This is a genomic window from Aquibaculum arenosum, from assembly GCF_029222965.1.
GTDB lineage: Bacteria > Pseudomonadota > Alphaproteobacteria > Kiloniellales > DSM-21159 > Aquibaculum > Aquibaculum arenosum.
Genome location: NZ_JARHUD010000009.1, coordinates 59,661 through 74,109, shown reverse-complemented (window position 1 = coordinate 74,109; position 14,449 = coordinate 59,661). Strand labels below are relative to the sequence as shown.

Below are 14,449 nucleotides of genomic sequence, written 5' to 3'. Positions count from 1 at the left end.
CAAGCACCTCCGGGACCGCGACAATCCGCGCCATTGGCCCCGCCGGGAGGCTCGATAGCATCCGCCTCCCACAGATGAGCAGCTTGGCAAGGTCGTGAAAGCATGAACGCAGTCGGAATCGGTCCCCTGGTCTTCTCCAGCGAGCGCTTCGCGGCGATTCTGGGGATCGGCGCCTTCCTGTTCCTGGCCGTGCTGATCGCCTGGCGCCTGGGACGGCGTTTTGAATCCTGGGCCTTCTGGAGCGTCGCGCTGGCTGTCGTCAGCGCCCGCTTGGGCCATGTGCTCGAGCACCTTTCCACCTTCGCACAGGAACCGCTGCGCGCGCTGGCCTTCTGGCAAGGCGGCTTCTCCTGGCCCTGGGCAGTGATACCCTTGGCCGCATTTGCGGTGTGGCGGCTGCCGCGACGGCATCTGCCCTGGGCCGCGGCCCCACTCGCCGCCGGACTTCTCGCCTGGGCCGTCACTCTGCAACTGACCACGAGCCGCGAACGCCCCACCCTGCCCGAGACCCAGTTCCAGCAGATGACCGGGGAGGCCTTCGCGCTTGGCGACGGCTTCGAAGGGCCGCTGGTGGTGAACCTCTGGGCCACCTGGTGCCCACCCTGCCGCCGTGAGATGCCGATGATGGCAGAGGTCGCCGCCGAGGAAGACGGCGTCACCTTCATCTTCGCCAACCAGGGTGAAGAGATGGCGGAGATCCACCGCTATCTCGACGCAGAGGAGCTGAACCTGGGGCTGGTGCTCCTCGACCGCGAACAACAACTGACAGCCCACTACGATGCCCTCGGCTTGCCGGTCACACTCTTCATCGATGCGCAGGGCGACCTCGTGCGCTCGCATCTGGGCGAAATCTCCCGCGAAGTGCTCTTGCGCAACATTGCCGAGATGACCTCCGGCTGAGCGTCAGAACTCCGGGAGTGCGCCTCGCGCTGCGGCCTCACGGATGGCCTGCTTCTGGATCTTGCCGGTTGCCGTGCGCGGCAGGACATCTGTGCAGAACCAGCGCGTCGGGATCTTGAAGGGCGCCAGGCGTTCGCCCGCGAAATCGAGCAGGCTGGCGCGCAGGGCCTCGTCCGCCTCGTCATCGGTCACTATGACCGCGCCGACCACTTCCTGCAGCAAACGGTCCGGCAGGCCGACGATGGCGCATTCGCGCACCGCCTCGTGCAGCAGGAGCTGGTGCTCCACCTCGGTGGAGTAGATGTTCTCGCCGCCGCGCACGATCATGTCCTTCTTGCGGTCGACCAGCGTGATCATCCCGTCCTCGTCCATGACCCCGATGTCGCCGGTGTGCAGCCAGCCCGCGGCAAGCGTCTCGGCGCTGGATTCAGGCTTGTTGAGATAGCTCACCATGACATGCGGCCCCTGGGCCAGCACTTCACCTGCGGTGCCGCGCGGCACGCAGGCACCGGCCTCATCGACGATCTTGACCGCTACGCCGGGTATGGGACCGCCCGCCGATCCGAGTTTGCGCAGCGCGAAGGCATCCGGCAGCACGCTGATGGTTCCGCCGGACTCCGTCTGCCCCATGCCGTGAAAGAGCCCGGCATTGGGAAAGGCCTCACGCAACTCGGCAATCCGCTCCGGCGGCATGCTGGACGCCCCGAAGCGAATGTTCCGCACCGACGAGAGGTCAAACGCGGCGCGGTCCGGATGCTCCAGCATCATCAGCAGCATCGCCGGCACAGCCCCAAAGCCGTCGACCCGGTGGCGCTCGATCAGGTCGAGCGCCACCTCGGTCTTGAAGCTCTCGACGATCAGCGTGCCGCCAATGGCCAGCACGGGATAGAACCATGAGTGGGCAGCGATGTGGAAGAGCGGCGTCATGGCCAGCGTCACACTGCCGGGCATCTCGTAGCCCCAGCCGCGACAGTTCTGGAAGGCACCGGCGATGAGCGTGCGATGGCTGTGAATCACGCCCTTGGCCGCCCCAGTGGTCCCGGAGGTATAGAAGATCGTGGCGGGTGCGTCGGGTTCCACCCTCGGCAAGTCGACCTCCGCCGGCAGCACATCCAGCAGAGCTTCCGGCCGGATCTGTGCCAACGCGCTCTCCAGCGGCGCGTCTGAGATCAGCAGGCTGGGTTGGCAGTCCGTGATCTGGTAGTCGATCTCGCGCCGCCTCAGCTTCGTGTTGAAGGGCACGGCCACCGCCCCGGCCAGGTGGATCGCCAGGTAGGCAATGATGAAGCGATCGCTGTTCTCCATCATCATCACGACCCGGTCGCCGGGCTGCACGCCGTGCCGGCCTGCGAGCGTGCGGGCTGCACCGCGCACGGCCTGCGCCAACGCGCCATGGCTCCATTTTCTGTCGCCATGCACCACGGCAAGATGCTCAGGCTCGGCTTTGCCCGACAGGATCAGCTCGGGAAAGCAGGCCGCGCGCCAGTCTGCCAGGCAGGCCTCTAACCACTCGACCTCGCGCGCTGCTTCCTGGGAAAGGCCGGTGCCCGCTTTACGCAGTGACGCCGATATCATCGCTGATCCTCGCCTGCCCGAACAAAGCGAAAATCATTGGGATCCACTTGGCGCAGGCGCGCCCAGTACTCGCCCATGCTCCAGGGGCTGTTGGTGGTGACGCGACCCGAGGTGTTCTTGAACCAGCTGGTGGAGCCGCCCAGCGACCAGACCATGCGGCTCAGACGTTCGTCAGCCTCGCGGTTGTAGGCCTCGAAGGCCTCGGCTCGGCACTCCAGTACCTCTGCGCCAGCTTCTGTTGCCATGTCGAGGCACTGCACGATGTAGCGGCTCTGGATCTCGGAATGGATGATGGCCGATCCGCCAAAGGCGAGATTGGTGTTGGGGCCGTAGAGCATAAAAAAGTTGGGAAAGCCGGGCACCGTAACCCCGAGATGCGCCCGCGGATTGTCATCCCCCCACAGCCCGCGCAGGCTCTGCTCCTGCCCGTTCATCACCTCGAATGAGGAGAGCATGCGGCTGGCCTCAAAGCCGGTGGCAAAGATGATGACGTCAAACTCATGCCGCTCGCCATCCCGGGTTTCGATGCCTTCTGGCAGGAGTTGGGCGATGCCGTCCGTCACCAGGCGCACATTGTCGCGCAGAAAGGTCTTGTACCAGTTGTTGTCCAGCAGCAGCCGCTTGCCATAGGGAGGGTAGCCCGGGGTCATCTTCTCGATAAGATCGGGCCGTCCTGCCAGTTGCCGGTGGATGTGGCGCAGCATCATGTCGCGCAGCCGTGCGCTGCGCGCGTTCAGCGCATCGGGGACCTCCTGCGGCCACTCCGGGTCTTGCAACAGGGCCGGAAAGGCATAGTCACCGTAGTTCCAGTTGAAGATCAGCCGCTTCCAGGCGAGGTAGGCCGGAAGCGCCTTCTGCCGCGCGATCTCCGCCGCCGGCACCTCGGCCAGATAGTGGCGGTTGGGCATGACCCAGTGTGGTTGCCGCTGAAAGACGGTGAGCTGGGCGACCTCCGGCGCAATCGTCGGCACCACCTGCATGGCACTGGCCCCGACACCGATCACCGCCACCCGCTTGCCCTTCAGGTCCAGCGCCGGATTCCAGCAGGCCGTATGCACCAGCGGACCGGAAAAACGTTCCAAGCCAGGAATTCTGGGCCAGGCGGGGCTGTTGAGCTGCCCCACGGCACTGACCACTGCATCAAAACTTTCAGTCCGTGGCGCCGCCCTGCCGGTCTGCGTGGTGACGTCCCAGCGACAACGCTGTGCGTCGTAGTCGCAGGCCAGCACTTCGGTCCCAAAGCGGATGTGCGCCCGCAGGCCGAAGCGCGTGGCGCAGTCCTCCAGGTAGTCCGCGATCTCGGCCCGGCGCACAAAGTAACGGCTCCAGTCCGGCTTCTGAGCATAGGAGTAGGAGTAGACATAGCTGGGGGAATCGACGCCGCAGCCGGGATAGAGGTTCTGTGCCCAGGTGCCGGCGCAGTGATGATCCCGCTCGAACAGCGTGACCGCATAGCCGGCCTCCAGCAGTTCGCGCCCCATGGCAATGCCGGAGGCCCCGGCACCGATTACCGCGACCCGCTTCTGCTCCGCCGCTTTCGAGTGAGAGCCCCGCGGACGCGAGTGCGGCTTGTCCGCCAAAAGGTCGGACTGGTCGAGCAGCATGAGATGTTCTTGCGCTTCGACCTCCGTGCCCAGGCAGGCGGTGACCAGCAGCCTTGCCAGCCTGCTGTCGCCCCCGAGCCGCGGCGTGGGGCGGCCTGCTGCGGCCTCCTCGGCCGCTGCGACCCCGATTGCTTCGGCCAGTTCGTCGGAAATGCGTCCGCGCCCCCGCTCGGCCACCTCCGCCGACAGGCGCCGGGCCAGTGCCTCGTCCCACCGCAAGGTGGCTACAGCCGCCCCCAGAGCGACGATCTCCTCGGCCCCGCCAAAGTTCACGGTTGGCGCGACGGCCTCAGCGGCCGCCTGTGCCTTAACAGCGCTCACCCGCGATATCCCACCAGGTTCAGACCAAGCTGCGCGATTTCGTCGGCGAGTTCCTCAGGCGAAAGGGGACCGTCGGGCGAGTACCAGCGGTGCACCCAACGCACCATACCGGCAATGCTGAGTGCCGCCAGCTTGGGCTGGCTCACATGGAAATGCCCCTCCTCACAGCCCTGGGCAACCAAACCGGCCAGGAGGTCGTTGAAGGAGCGCTCAATCTCGCGAATGCGGTTCAGGAAGCTTTCGGAAAGATTCTTTTCTTCCTGGAGATAGACGCCGCTGGTCACCTGGCGGTCGATGTTCTCCAGCGTGAACTCCCGCAGGAAGCCCGCAAGCTTGTCTGGAACCGGCTGGTCGCTGGCTACCACTGCCTCGATGTTGGCGCGCAGTCGGGAGGCCGACTGTTCATAGACTGTCTCAAGTATCGCCTGCTTGCTACTGAAATGACTGTAGATAAATGGTTTGGCCACCCCAATATCCGCAGCAAGCGCATCCACTGTGGTGCCGTCGTAGCCGCGCTCGTAGAACAGGCGCACCGCCGCGTCGACGATGCGAGCGCGCTTCAGGGCGTGCAATTCCGCGCGCAGGCCTTTCGGCTGCTGGTCTCGCGTCCTCGTCGTCATACCGTCCCTCGTGCCAGAATTTGATAGACTAGGTCGCGGTCCGCGCCCTCGCCCCCACGCTTGCCGCCGACCCAGCCGGTATCCTCCGGACGCGGCACGGCCACGCCGGGGACCACGGAGACAGAATCGAAAACGACCGTGCGCCGGGCAATCTTCCAACAACCGTCGCGCCGCGTCACGATATCCACGTAGCGACAGGCGATCGTCATGTCCAAGCTCTTGTCGGCCGGCATGTCCAGCTTGCCCACGAGGGCTTCCAACGCGCCTCTGCTTTCCACAGGGTACTTTTGCATGGCGATACAGTAAGTTTCGGCCAGTGCCTCATCCTCGGCCAGAAAGTCCACCAGGCAGTTGGTCACCGCGTGCATGCTGAAGGGGATGCTGCTGTGGCGCTCAGCGATCCAGGCGATGAGGGCATCGACACCTCCCTTGAAGCTGCCGTGATCATCGTAGGCATCGGGGTGGAAGACATCGCGAATGGCCCCGAGGTCGAGCCGGTCGATCGCGCGGCACCAGCGCTTGATCAGATCGCGGATCTCCTCGCGGGCGAGCAGTTTGGTCATCTCATCGGCCATCGCGCCTACTCTTTATTCTGAATTCCTACTGTTTGGTAGCGCAGCGCTGCGGGGGCACGCAAGCGCCATGTCCCGCGCCGAAGGCACCCCTTACCGCCAAGCACGGGGCCACACTCTGGGCCAGCATGGAAGCTGCGTTGCGAGGTTTCAACTCAAGGGGACTTGCTCTAGGCTCCTGCCGGTCAACGATGTTCCATAGAGGTTATGCATGTCCTTACTGCGCTTTGGCCTGCGCTCCGCCCTGTTTGCCGCGCTGATCGTCCTGTTGCCGTTCACCGCGCAGGCGCAAAGTGGCGCGCCCTTGCAAGAAGACGAGGTACGCCGCTTCCTGGCGACGCTGGACGCGCTCGAGGAACTCGGTCAGCGCTACGACGAGAGCGATTTCGACAACATCGAGATCAACCCCGACGATGGCTTTGCCCCCATGGCCGCCTCGCTTGAAGAGTTCCGCGACCACGAAGGCTACCCGGAGTTCCAGGCCATTCTTGCCGACCAGGATTACACGGACGAGGACCGCTGGGCCGAAGTCGGTGATCGCACCCTGCGCGCCTATATGGCGCTGCAAATCCGCGAGCAGCACCCGAACATGCTGCAGGAGATGACGGCGGCCTTGGAGCAGATCGAGAATCAACCCGGCGTCAGCGAGGAGCAGCGCGCCAGCATGCTGGAGATGATGGGACCGGCCGTGGCGATTGCCCGCTCCATCGAGCAGGTGAGCGACGAGGATCTACAGATGGCCGAAACCATGCGCCCGGAGATCGATGCCGTCGTCGACGCCCCGGACGCCATGTGAGCGAGAGAAAGTACAGCCTTGAGCTACAGTGAAACCACCCGTTCCATTCAGGTGACGGTCGAGCCCAGGTTCCTGGAGGATCAGTCGCAGCCGGAGAATCACCACTACGTCTGGGCCTACCAGGTCCGGATCGAGAACCACGGCGCAGAGGCTGTGCAGTTGCTCAACCGCTATTGGCGCATCACCAATGCCAACGGCCTCACTCAGGAAGTCGAGGGTCCAGGCGTTGTGGGCGAGCAGCCGCATCTGGCGCCTGGTGAGAGCTTCGTCTACACCAGCGGCTGCCCGTTGCCGACAGCCAGTGGCATCATGCAGGGTCGCTACGAAATGCAAAGCGACCGTGGGGAACGTTTCTGGATCGCCATTCCAGCCTTCTCTCTGGATAGCCCGCATGAAGCCGTCCGGATCAACTAGTTCAAAACACTCGACTTCGTGTCCTGACAGCGCGGCATAGGAGGCCGCCAATGACAATGACTTCGGTGAAGACCTCGCCCTCGGGCCCGTCCGACGATTCACTGACCGACCGGCCGAGCCGGGAGGAAGCGGAGGCCGCCGTCAGGTTGCTGCTGCGCTGGGCCGGAGACAATCCCGAGCGCGAGGGCCTGCGCGACACGCCGGCCCGGGTGGCGCGTGCCTATGAAGAGTACTTTGCCGGCTATGCCATCGATCCGGTGGAACTGCTGCAGCGCACCTTCGCGGAAACCGACGGCTACGACGAGATGGTGCTGCTCAAGGATATCGGCTTCGAGAGCCACTGCGAGCACCATCTGGCGCCGATCATCGGCGTCGCCCACGTGGCCTACATGCCCCGTCGACGGGTGGTCGGGATTTCGAAACTGGCCCGTGTCGTCGAGGCTTATGCCAAGCGGCTGCAGATTCAGGAGAAGATGACGGCCCAGATTGCCAACACGCTGCAGGACGTTCTGGATCCCCTGGGTGTGGCCGTGGTGATCGAGGCCGAGCATCAGTGCATGACCACCCGCGGCATCCACAAGCCGGGGGTCAACATGGTCACCAGCCGCATGCTCGGGCTGTTCCGCAACAACGCCTCGACCCGGCGCGAGTTTCTCTCCCTGGTTGGCCATCGCGGGTCTGCCGGTTAGGCGCGCGCGGGGCGTTTCGCCGGATCGCCCGCGATGCCCGATCTCAAGCCCGTCGTCTTCGTCAATGGTGTCATCCTCTCGGTCCTGGCGCTGATCATGCTGGCGCCCGCCGCGGTGGACGCCAGCTTCGGGGACGACGACTGGCCGGTGTTTCTGCTCTGCTCCGGGCTGACGCTGTTCATCGGCGTCGGCATGGCCTTGGCGAGCCGGGGCAACCGCCCGCAGCTCGAACTGCGCCAGGCCTTTATCCTCACCGCAACGGTCTGGGTGGTGCTGGCGATCTTCTCCGCCCTGCCCTTCACCCTGGGCAGCACGCAGCTCAGCTACACCGACGCCTTCTTCGAGGCCATGTCGGGGATCACCACGACCGGCTCGACGGTGATCGTCGGCCTCGACGGTACGGCTCACGGGATCCTGCTCTGGCGCGCGCTGCTGCAATGGCTGGGCGGCATTGGTATTATCGTCACCGCGATCTCGGTCCTGCCCATGCTGCGCATCGGCGGCATGCAACTCTTCAAGATCGAAGCCTTCGAGACCGACAAGGTCCTGCCCCGTGCCGCACAGATCGCCGGGCAGATCGTAGCGGTCTACATCTTCGTCACCGTCCTCGCCGTGGCGACCTACTTCCTCTTGGGCATGAGCGCTTTCGACGCCGTGGCCCACGCCATGACCACCGTCTCGACGGCCGGCTACTCCACCCGCGACGCCTCTTTCGCTGCCTTCCACGAGCCGGCGCTGGAGTGGGCGGCGAGCCTTTTCATGGTGCTCGGCTCCATGCCCTTCGTGCTCTACCTGCGCAGCCTGCAGGGGGATTGGAGCACACTGCTGCGCGATGAGCAGGTGCGCGGCATGCTTTCGATCATGGCGGTGGCCATTGCCGCGCTCACGCTCTGGCTCTTCTTCACCATGAGCCATCTGCCGCTGCTCGACGCCCTGCGCCTGACCACCTTCAACGCCATCTCGATCATGACCGGCACCGGCTATGCCACCACGAGCTTCGATCTTTGGGGCGGCTTTGCCGTGGCGGTTTTCTTCCTCCTGATGTTCATCGGCGGCTGTGCCGGCTCCACCTCCTGCGGCATCAAGGTTTTCCGCTTCCAGGTGCTCTATGCCACCTCCATGACGCAGTTGAAGCGGTTGATGCAGCCGAGCGGCGTCTTCCTGGTGAACTACAACGGCCGGCCGGTGACCGATCAGGTCAGCGCCTCGGTGATGAGCTTCTTCTTTCTCTTCATCTTCTGCTTTGCCGTGCTGGCGGCAATCCTGGGTGCGATCGGCCTAGACTTCGTGACCGCCGTGTCCTCCGCCGCAACCGCCATGGCCAATGTCGGCCCGGGCCTGGGGCCCATTGTCGGCCCGGCCGGCAACTTCTCGCCGCTGCCGGACTCGGCCAAATGGCTGCTATCCGCCGGCATGCTGCTGGGCCGGCTGGAGATTTTCACTGTTCTGGTGCTCTTCATGCCGAGCTTCTGGCGCAGCTAACCCCCTACCCCCCCAGACCGGAGGATCCATGACCGACGCGACGCTCGACCCGAAAGAGATGATTGCCAGGCTGATCGCCTTCCCCACGGTGTCCAGCCGCTCCAATCTCGACCTGATCGATTGGGTTGAGGAACGGCTCACGGGCCTGGGCGCGCGCTGTCGACGCACCGCCAACGCCGAAGGCACCAAGGCCAATCTCTTCGCCAGCATCGGCCCCGACATCCCCGGCGGCATCGTGCTTTCGGGCCACAGCGACGTGGTGCCGGTGGAGGGCCAGACCTGGTCGAGCGATCCCTTCACGCTCACCGAGCGCGACGGCCGTCTCTATGGCCGTGGCACCGCGGACATGAAGTCCTTTCTCGCCATCGCGCTGGCGTTGGCGCCGGAGTTCGCCGCGCGGCCGCTGCGCCGCCCGATCCACCTCGCCTTCTCCTACGACGAGGAGGTCGGCTGCCTGGGCGTGGGCAGGCTGATCGAGGACATGACCGCAAACCTGCCCTTGCCCGACCTGGCGATCATCGGCGAGCCCACGGACATGCGCCTAGTGACCGGGCACAAGGCCATCCATGCCTTCCGCACCAGCATCACCGGCCGTCCGGCCCACTCCAGCCAGCCGCACCGCGGCGCCGGGGCGATCTTCGCCGCCGGGCGCATGATCGAGAAGCTCTGGCAATTGGGCCAGGAGAAGCGTCAGGAGACCGATCCCCGCTTCGAACCGCCCTGGACCACCGTACAGGTCGGCACCATCGAGGGGGGCACCGCGCTCAACATCCTGCCCGGCGCCTGCAGCTTCGTCTGGGAGTACCGCAGCCTGCCCAGCGAGGACGCGACGGACATCCACCGCCGCATGGAGGCCTTCGCGCAGGAGGAGGTGCTACCGGCCCTGCGCGAGTTTGCTCCGGAGGCCGACATCGTCACCGAGCCCATCGCCGCTGTCCCGCCGCTGAGGCCAGAGCGCGAGGGCGCGGCCGAGGCCCTGGTGCGCCGCCTCACCGGCGCCAACGAAAGCCGCATGGTGGCCTTTACCACCGAAGGCGGTCTGTTCCAGCAGGCGGGGCTTTCCACCGTGGTCTGCGGCCCCGGCTCGATCGATCAGGCGCACCAGCCCGACGAGTTCATCGAGCTGTCCCAGGTGGAGGCCTGCACCGCCTTCCTGCGCCGTCTGGCCGACTGGGCCTGCGAAGTGGAGTAGACCGGATCGCATTTGATCCGAACTATCCGGTGTTCGGATCAAATGCGTGAATCCGCTCTACATCAAAATGTTAACGCGCTCGAAGCTCACCTTCTCAGCGGTGGCGGCGGCGCGGGTTCGGCGCGGTCATAGCCGTCGCTGGCGAAGCTGCCGCCCTGGTAGCGCTCGTTCACCGGATCGTCGGTCACCTTCGCCTCCAGCGCCGCGGCAAAGCGCTCCGCGTCATCAAAGGGCGGCAGGTCGAGACCGTCCCGGTCATCTCGGCCCCACCAGCCGCGGCTGTTGGCGCTGGCGCCCCAGAGCAGGCGGCAGCCCAGCGGCTGTGCGGCCAGGCAGGCCTCGATCATCGCCATCATGTCCGGCAGGGCGAACCAGGTGCTGAGGTTGCGCGCATCGCGCGGCTCCGGCAGGGCACTGCCGATGCGCAGGCTGGCGCTCTCCACGCCGTGCTTCATCCAGTAGGTGCGCGCCAGCAGTTCCACATAGGCCTTGGAGAGGCCGTAGAAGCCGTCGGGCATCGGCGGATCGGCCACGTCCAGGCGCTGGCTGCGCTCGTAGTAGCCAATGGCGTGGTTCGAACTGGCGAAGATCACCCGTGCCCCGCTGGCCCGCGCCGCCTCGAAGACGTGGTAGGAGCCGCGCAGGTTGGCGTGCAGAATTTCCTCGAAGGGATACTCCACCGGCAGCCCACCGAAGTGCAGGATCGCATCGACCTCGCGCGCCATCTCCAGCACCGCTTGCTTGTCGCCCAGGTCCGCCTGCACCCGCTCGGCCCCCGCCGGCTCTTCGGGCAGCGGCTTTATGTCGCTCAGCACCAGGCGCTCGGCCTTGTCGGCGAAGTGCTGCGCCAGGTGCTGGCCGAGAAAGCCGGCCGCGCCGGTGATCAGAATCGCTGTCATCATCCCTCCAGAAGGCTGCTGCGCCCATGCTGCCGCAGGCGCCGGCGCCGGAAAAGCCACTTGCCCGCAAGCGCGCCGCCTCGCGCGCCTTGACAGCCCCTCCGCCGCCGCTTAGACAAACGCCCGCCGCAGACATGCGGGCGCGTAGCTCAGCGGGAGAGCACTGCCTTCACACGGCAGGGGTCGCTGGTTCAATCCCAGCCGCGCCCACCATTCCCCGGCATTATCCAATCCGATCAGGTCATGCCCGCTTGCGCGGCCGTCCGCCCTTGCGACCATTCTCGCGCGCCGCCGCCGCCTTCGCCGCAGAGGTCGAACTACCCGCATGGCGTGCGAGCGCCTTTCTCATCCAGTCGCGCGTGCCGAACACGCCTGCCACGAGCGCCGGAACGTAGAGATCGACGTCAAGCTTGGGCCAGTGCAGATTGAAACCCATGCCATCGACCTGGACATCCGCGAGATCTTCGGGGCTGGCATCGCTCAGGTCTTGAACGAGATCGGTCGGGAAGAGGTAGCTGCAGCCGTTCACCAATTCGACCGTCACCCGCCCGGTTTTCCGGTCGTACTGAGCGGACCGGGCCCGAGGCTCCGTTTCCAGCATCGCTTGGCCACGGGCTTCCGCAGCCGCGAACTCCGCGTCAGTCACCTGTGCCATGGATACGCTCCCATTCGTTCATAAACTCATCGCGGCGTTCGACAACCTCTGACATCAATCGCCGAATTTCCGCCGCCTTGATGCCCACGACAGAGACCAACTCTGGTCGACCGTCCGGCCCGAACAGATTCACCTTTGCCTGTCCCGCTCCGGTGATATGTATATGCGCCGGGGTGAGGTCAGCGGTGTAAATCACGAACCTGAATCCGTGCGCGCGGTGAACGACGACCATTGACGCACCACAATCCATCTGATGGGTTTTTCAAGACATCCCAGGAAGATCACGCATCCGATCTGAACCGGGCTTCGCATTCGCCGGAGAAAAGAGCCGGCCGTGAAGAACTGCCTTTAACCGCTTGAAACTTCTAAAATCACGCCTATATCTATGATTGTGATCCCGAGTACGGGGCAGTTGCCCGGGGTTTCTTCGTACATCGTCTGAACAGGCGCTCGCCGGCTGGCAGTGAGCGCAGCCTTTTGGTTGCGCACCCTGCCCAGGGCGGAGCGCCGGGCCGGCTGCTTTTCGAAGCAGCCGGCCCTATTGTTGTGGGAGGTGGAGGCGTGGCACGGCGCGGCGCGATGGGTCTCATTTGTCGGAACTGCGAAGCGAGGCTGCCCGCCGCAGCGCATCGCTGCCCCTGGTGCCACGCGCCGCGACAGCCTTCATCTTCCGGTGCGGCCGTTTTGCCACCCCGGGGAAAGGAGTCCGCATGACCAGCAACAAAAGATCGCAGTCTTCGGGGCGCGGGTGGCCCGTGCTCCGGCACCTTGCGTGGCCAGCGGTGGCAACCCTGGCCAGCATCGTCATGTTCTTCACCTACGAAGCCGTTGCGCGCGAGATCGGGCTGGAGCAGGAAACTCTGCGCCGGGCCGCCGGCAGCGTGTCCTATTTCGCCTGGGCCTGGCTCGCAGGGCGGCTGGTGGGACTGGCGCTGGAGCGTTCGACCACGACGGGTCGGCGCGTGCCCCGGCTGCTGAAGGAACTCGTCGCCGCGGCCTTCTTCATCGCGGCGCTCGTGGCCACGATCATGCTGTTCCTCGGACAGTCGATGAGCGGCGCGCTCGCCAGTTCCGGCCTGGTGCTGGCGGTGATCGGCTTCGCCATCCGAAACGTGGTGGCCGACGCCTTCTCCGGCATCGCGCTCGGACTCGACGCACCCTACCGCATCGGTGATTGGGTCGACATCGACGGCGCTTCGAAGGGCCGCATCATCGAGATCGGCTGGCGAACCACGCGGCTGCAGACGCGCGATTCCACCTACATGATCCTGCCCAACAGTCAGATCGCGCGCCAGCGTCTGACCAACTACAGCGCTCCGCGCCGCAACTATCGGGCACAGCTCCAGATTCTGCTGTCGCACGAACTGCCGATTCCCGAGGCGCGAAACCTGCTCGCGGGTGCGGCGGCGCGCTCAGAACTGGCGCTGAAAGACCCCAAGCCCGATGCCCGTGCGGTGGCCTATGAACGCTCCGGCATCCGCTACACCGTGCGCTACTGGGTGCCCAGCTTTGCGGAAGAGATCGACTGCCGGGACTCGGTGCTGGGTCATATCGACGCCGCGCTGCGCGAGGCCCAGGTGCCGCCGGCCCTACGCCCCGCCGAGATGTCGTGCGAGCAGGTCGCCGCTCTGGCGCGGCGCACACCCAGCGCAAGCGGGACTGTCCAGGGTCAGGAGCGGAAGAGGCACGTTGCCCCGGCGTCGCATTGACCCGGCCTCTCATTGACAAGCATGCCGCGTACCAGCGTTTTGCCATATGGAGTGATGTGGGGAAGACGCGATGCACGAACAGGATGAGAGCAAAGCCCTGGCGGAACTGCTGGCCCGTACGCCCAAGGTCGACTGGTCCATCAAGGTTGTCGATGTCACCGGCGGCGCGGTGATCGCCTCCGCGGCGCCGGAGCAGAACTTGAAGACCGCCAGCCTGGCCAAGGTCTTCCTGCTGCTGGAGGTGGCCGCCCGCCTGGAAGCGGGATCGCTGCACGCGGACGAGCCGCTCGATCGCCGCCGTGTGCCCCGAGTCGCGGATTCCGGCCTCTGGCAGCACCTGCGCAGCGACAGACTGCCGCTCGCCGATGCCGCGCTGCTGGTGGCCACGGTCAGCGACAACTGGGCCACCAACGCCCTGCTGCAGCGGGTGACGCTCGCGGCCGTGCAGGCACGCGGGCGCGCCCTGGGGTATCCGGAAAGCCGCCTGGAAGACTGCGTGCGCGACGACCGCAGGCCGGACGACCCGCCGACGATCAGCCTGGGCCGCGCCGCAGACTGGGCCGACCTCTTCGCCCGGCTGCACCGCCGCCAGCTCGTCTCACCGGCCGTCGACAGTCAGGTCGCGCAGTGGCTCGCCTGCAATGTCGACCTCTCCCTGCTCGCCGCCGCCTTCCACCTCGATCCCCTGGCGCACGAGGTAGGCGCCGCGCACTTGCGCCTCTATAACAAGACCGGCAGCGACAGCGGCGTGCGCGCCGACGCCGGCCTGATCACCGGACAGCGCACCCTGGCCTACTGCGCGATCGCGAACTGGCACCCGGAGGAGGATTGCCTGGACGGTGTAATGGAGACGATGCGGGGTGTTGGGGAAATCGTGCGGAAATGCGTGGGAGCTTGGGCGTTGGAGTGAAGGCCGGAACCTGCTTCAAACTTGGTGCAGTCGCCTGCGAATCTCCCAGCTCTGCTCCGGCGTCAGATCCTCAACAGGTGTAAGGCAGAGTGCGTCAAACTCCCTGAGGGT

The 14,449-nt window shown here is 65.6% G+C and carries 15 protein-coding genes and 1 tRNA gene; 9 read left to right on the top strand and 7 right to left on the bottom strand.

Annotated features, from left to right (window positions below):
* Positions 1-102: 102 nt before the first annotated feature.
* Positions 103-900, top strand: coding sequence for a TlpA disulfide reductase family protein (locus P2G67_RS14020; protein ID WP_275823867.1), 798 nt, complete (start codon positions 103-105; stop codon positions 898-900).
* Positions 901-903: 3 nt separating this feature from the next.
* Here the strand turns inward: P2G67_RS14020 and P2G67_RS14015 are convergent, their stop codons facing one another.
* The 4 genes from P2G67_RS14015 to P2G67_RS14000 are packed head-to-tail and all read right to left on the bottom strand — an operon-like array spanning position 904 to position 5,595.
* A complete protein-coding gene (locus P2G67_RS14015) occupies positions 904-2,475 on the bottom strand; it encodes a class I adenylate-forming enzyme family protein (RefSeq protein ID WP_275823866.1) in 1,572 nt (523 codons plus the stop codon).
* The gene (locus P2G67_RS14010; RefSeq protein WP_275823865.1) at positions 2,472-4,400 is read right to left on the bottom strand and encodes a flavin-containing monooxygenase; all 1,929 of its coding nucleotides are present in this window, start codon (positions 4,398-4,400) and stop codon (positions 2,472-2,474) included. The genes P2G67_RS14015 and P2G67_RS14010 overlap by 4 nt, the downstream gene beginning before the upstream one ends.
* Entirely contained in the window at positions 4,397-5,020 is a 624-nt protein-coding gene (locus tag P2G67_RS14005; protein WP_275823863.1) for a TetR/AcrR family transcriptional regulator, read from the bottom strand. The genes P2G67_RS14010 and P2G67_RS14005 overlap by 4 nt, the downstream gene beginning before the upstream one ends.
* Complete coding sequence (locus tag P2G67_RS14000; RefSeq protein WP_275823862.1) at positions 5,017-5,595, bottom strand: nuclear transport factor 2 family protein; 579 nt, start codon at positions 5,593-5,595, stop codon at positions 5,017-5,019. The genes P2G67_RS14005 and P2G67_RS14000 overlap by 4 nt, the downstream gene beginning before the upstream one ends.
* A 208-nt stretch (positions 5,596-5,803) precedes the next feature.
* Here P2G67_RS14000 and P2G67_RS13995 point away from each other — a divergent pair, with 208 nt between their 5' ends.
* The 5 genes from P2G67_RS13995 to argE are packed head-to-tail and all read left to right on the top strand — an operon-like array spanning position 5,804 to position 10,165.
* The gene (locus tag P2G67_RS13995) at positions 5,804-6,388 is read left to right on the top strand and encodes a hypothetical protein (protein ID WP_275823861.1); all 585 of its coding nucleotides are present in this window, start codon (positions 5,804-5,806) and stop codon (positions 6,386-6,388) included.
* A gap of 18 nt (positions 6,389-6,406) precedes the next feature.
* On the top strand, positions 6,407-6,802 hold the full coding sequence (gene apaG / locus P2G67_RS13990; protein WP_275823860.1) for a Co2+/Mg2+ efflux facilitator ApaG/CorD: 396 nt from the start codon (positions 6,407-6,409) through the stop codon (positions 6,800-6,802).
* Between the two features lie 50 nt (positions 6,803-6,852).
* Positions 6,853-7,491, top strand: coding sequence for a GTP cyclohydrolase I FolE (gene folE, locus P2G67_RS13985; protein ID WP_322099716.1), 639 nt, complete (start codon positions 6,853-6,855; stop codon positions 7,489-7,491).
* A gap of 33 nt (positions 7,492-7,524) precedes the next feature.
* The gene (locus P2G67_RS13980) at positions 7,525-8,973 is read left to right on the top strand and encodes a TrkH family potassium uptake protein (RefSeq protein ID WP_275823859.1); all 1,449 of its coding nucleotides are present in this window, start codon (positions 7,525-7,527) and stop codon (positions 8,971-8,973) included.
* Positions 8,974-9,001: 28 nt separating this feature from the next.
* Complete coding sequence (argE, locus tag P2G67_RS13975; protein ID WP_275823858.1) at positions 9,002-10,165, top strand: acetylornithine deacetylase; 1,164 nt, start codon at positions 9,002-9,004, stop codon at positions 10,163-10,165.
* 86 nt (positions 10,166-10,251) lie between these two features.
* Here the strand turns inward: argE and P2G67_RS13970 are convergent, their stop codons facing one another.
* Positions 10,252-11,064: an NAD-dependent epimerase/dehydratase family protein gene (locus P2G67_RS13970; RefSeq protein ID WP_275823857.1), complete on the bottom strand. Its 813-nt coding sequence runs from the start codon at positions 11,062-11,064 to the stop codon at positions 10,252-10,254.
* Between the two features lie 138 nt (positions 11,065-11,202).
* Between P2G67_RS13970 and P2G67_RS13965 the strand changes: the two genes are divergently transcribed.
* Positions 11,203-11,277, top strand: a tRNA-Val gene (locus P2G67_RS13965).
* A gap of 28 nt (positions 11,278-11,305) precedes the next feature.
* On the opposite strand, the gene P2G67_RS13960 is transcribed toward P2G67_RS13965, so the two are convergent.
* The gene (locus P2G67_RS13960; RefSeq protein WP_275823856.1) at positions 11,306-11,719 is read right to left on the bottom strand and encodes a DUF2442 domain-containing protein; all 414 of its coding nucleotides are present in this window, start codon (positions 11,717-11,719) and stop codon (positions 11,306-11,308) included.
* Positions 11,703-11,915, bottom strand: a complete 213-nt coding sequence (locus P2G67_RS13955; protein WP_275823855.1) for a DUF4160 domain-containing protein — start codon at positions 11,913-11,915, stop codon at positions 11,703-11,705. The genes P2G67_RS13960 and P2G67_RS13955 overlap by 17 nt, the downstream gene beginning before the upstream one ends.
* A gap of 514 nt (positions 11,916-12,429) precedes the next feature.
* Here P2G67_RS13955 and P2G67_RS13950 point away from each other — a divergent pair.
* Both P2G67_RS13950 and P2G67_RS13945 read left to right on the top strand, forming a co-directional pair.
* Positions 12,430-13,428, top strand: a complete 999-nt coding sequence (locus P2G67_RS13950; RefSeq protein ID WP_275823854.1) for a mechanosensitive ion channel family protein — start codon at positions 12,430-12,432, stop codon at positions 13,426-13,428.
* A 70-nt stretch (positions 13,429-13,498) separates the two neighbouring features.
* Positions 13,499-14,338, top strand: a complete 840-nt coding sequence (locus tag P2G67_RS13945; protein ID WP_275823853.1) for a serine hydrolase — start codon at positions 13,499-13,501, stop codon at positions 14,336-14,338.
* Positions 14,339-14,449: the final 111 nt, after the last annotated feature.

Excerpts from the sequence above, each read along its gene's own strand:
- P2G67_RS13995 (WP_275823861.1), top strand. The coding sequence starts at position 5,804 with ATGTCCTTACTGCGCTTTGGCCTGCGCTCCGCCCTGTTTGCCGCGCTG.
- P2G67_RS13950 (WP_275823854.1), top strand. The coding sequence starts at position 12,430 with ATGACCAGCAACAAAAGATCGCAGTCTTCGGGGCGCGGGTGGCCCGTG.
- P2G67_RS13960 (WP_275823856.1), bottom strand. The coding sequence starts at position 11,719 with ATGGCACAGGTGACTGACGCGGAGTTCGCGGCTGCGGAAGCCCGTGGC.
- P2G67_RS14005 (WP_275823863.1), bottom strand. The coding sequence starts at position 5,020 with ATGACGACGAGGACGCGAGACCAGCAGCCGAAAGGCCTGCGCGCGGAA.
- P2G67_RS13980 (WP_275823859.1), top strand. The coding sequence starts at position 7,525 with ATGCCCGATCTCAAGCCCGTCGTCTTCGTCAATGGTGTCATCCTCTCG.
- argE (WP_275823858.1), top strand. The coding sequence starts at position 9,002 with ATGACCGACGCGACGCTCGACCCGAAAGAGATGATTGCCAGGCTGATC.
- folE (WP_322099716.1), top strand. The coding sequence starts at position 6,853 with ATGACAATGACTTCGGTGAAGACCTCGCCCTCGGGCCCGTCCGACGAT.
- P2G67_RS13945 (WP_275823853.1), top strand. The coding sequence starts at position 13,499 with ATGCACGAACAGGATGAGAGCAAAGCCCTGGCGGAACTGCTGGCCCGT.
- P2G67_RS13970 (WP_275823857.1), bottom strand. The coding sequence starts at position 11,064 with ATGACAGCGATTCTGATCACCGGCGCGGCCGGCTTTCTCGGCCAGCAC.
- P2G67_RS14015 (WP_275823866.1), bottom strand. The coding sequence starts at position 2,475 with ATGATATCGGCGTCACTGCGTAAAGCGGGCACCGGCCTTTCCCAGGAA.
- P2G67_RS14000 (WP_275823862.1), bottom strand. The coding sequence starts at position 5,595 with ATGGCCGATGAGATGACCAAACTGCTCGCCCGCGAGGAGATCCGCGAT.
- P2G67_RS14020 (WP_275823867.1), top strand. The coding sequence starts at position 103 with ATGAACGCAGTCGGAATCGGTCCCCTGGTCTTCTCCAGCGAGCGCTTC.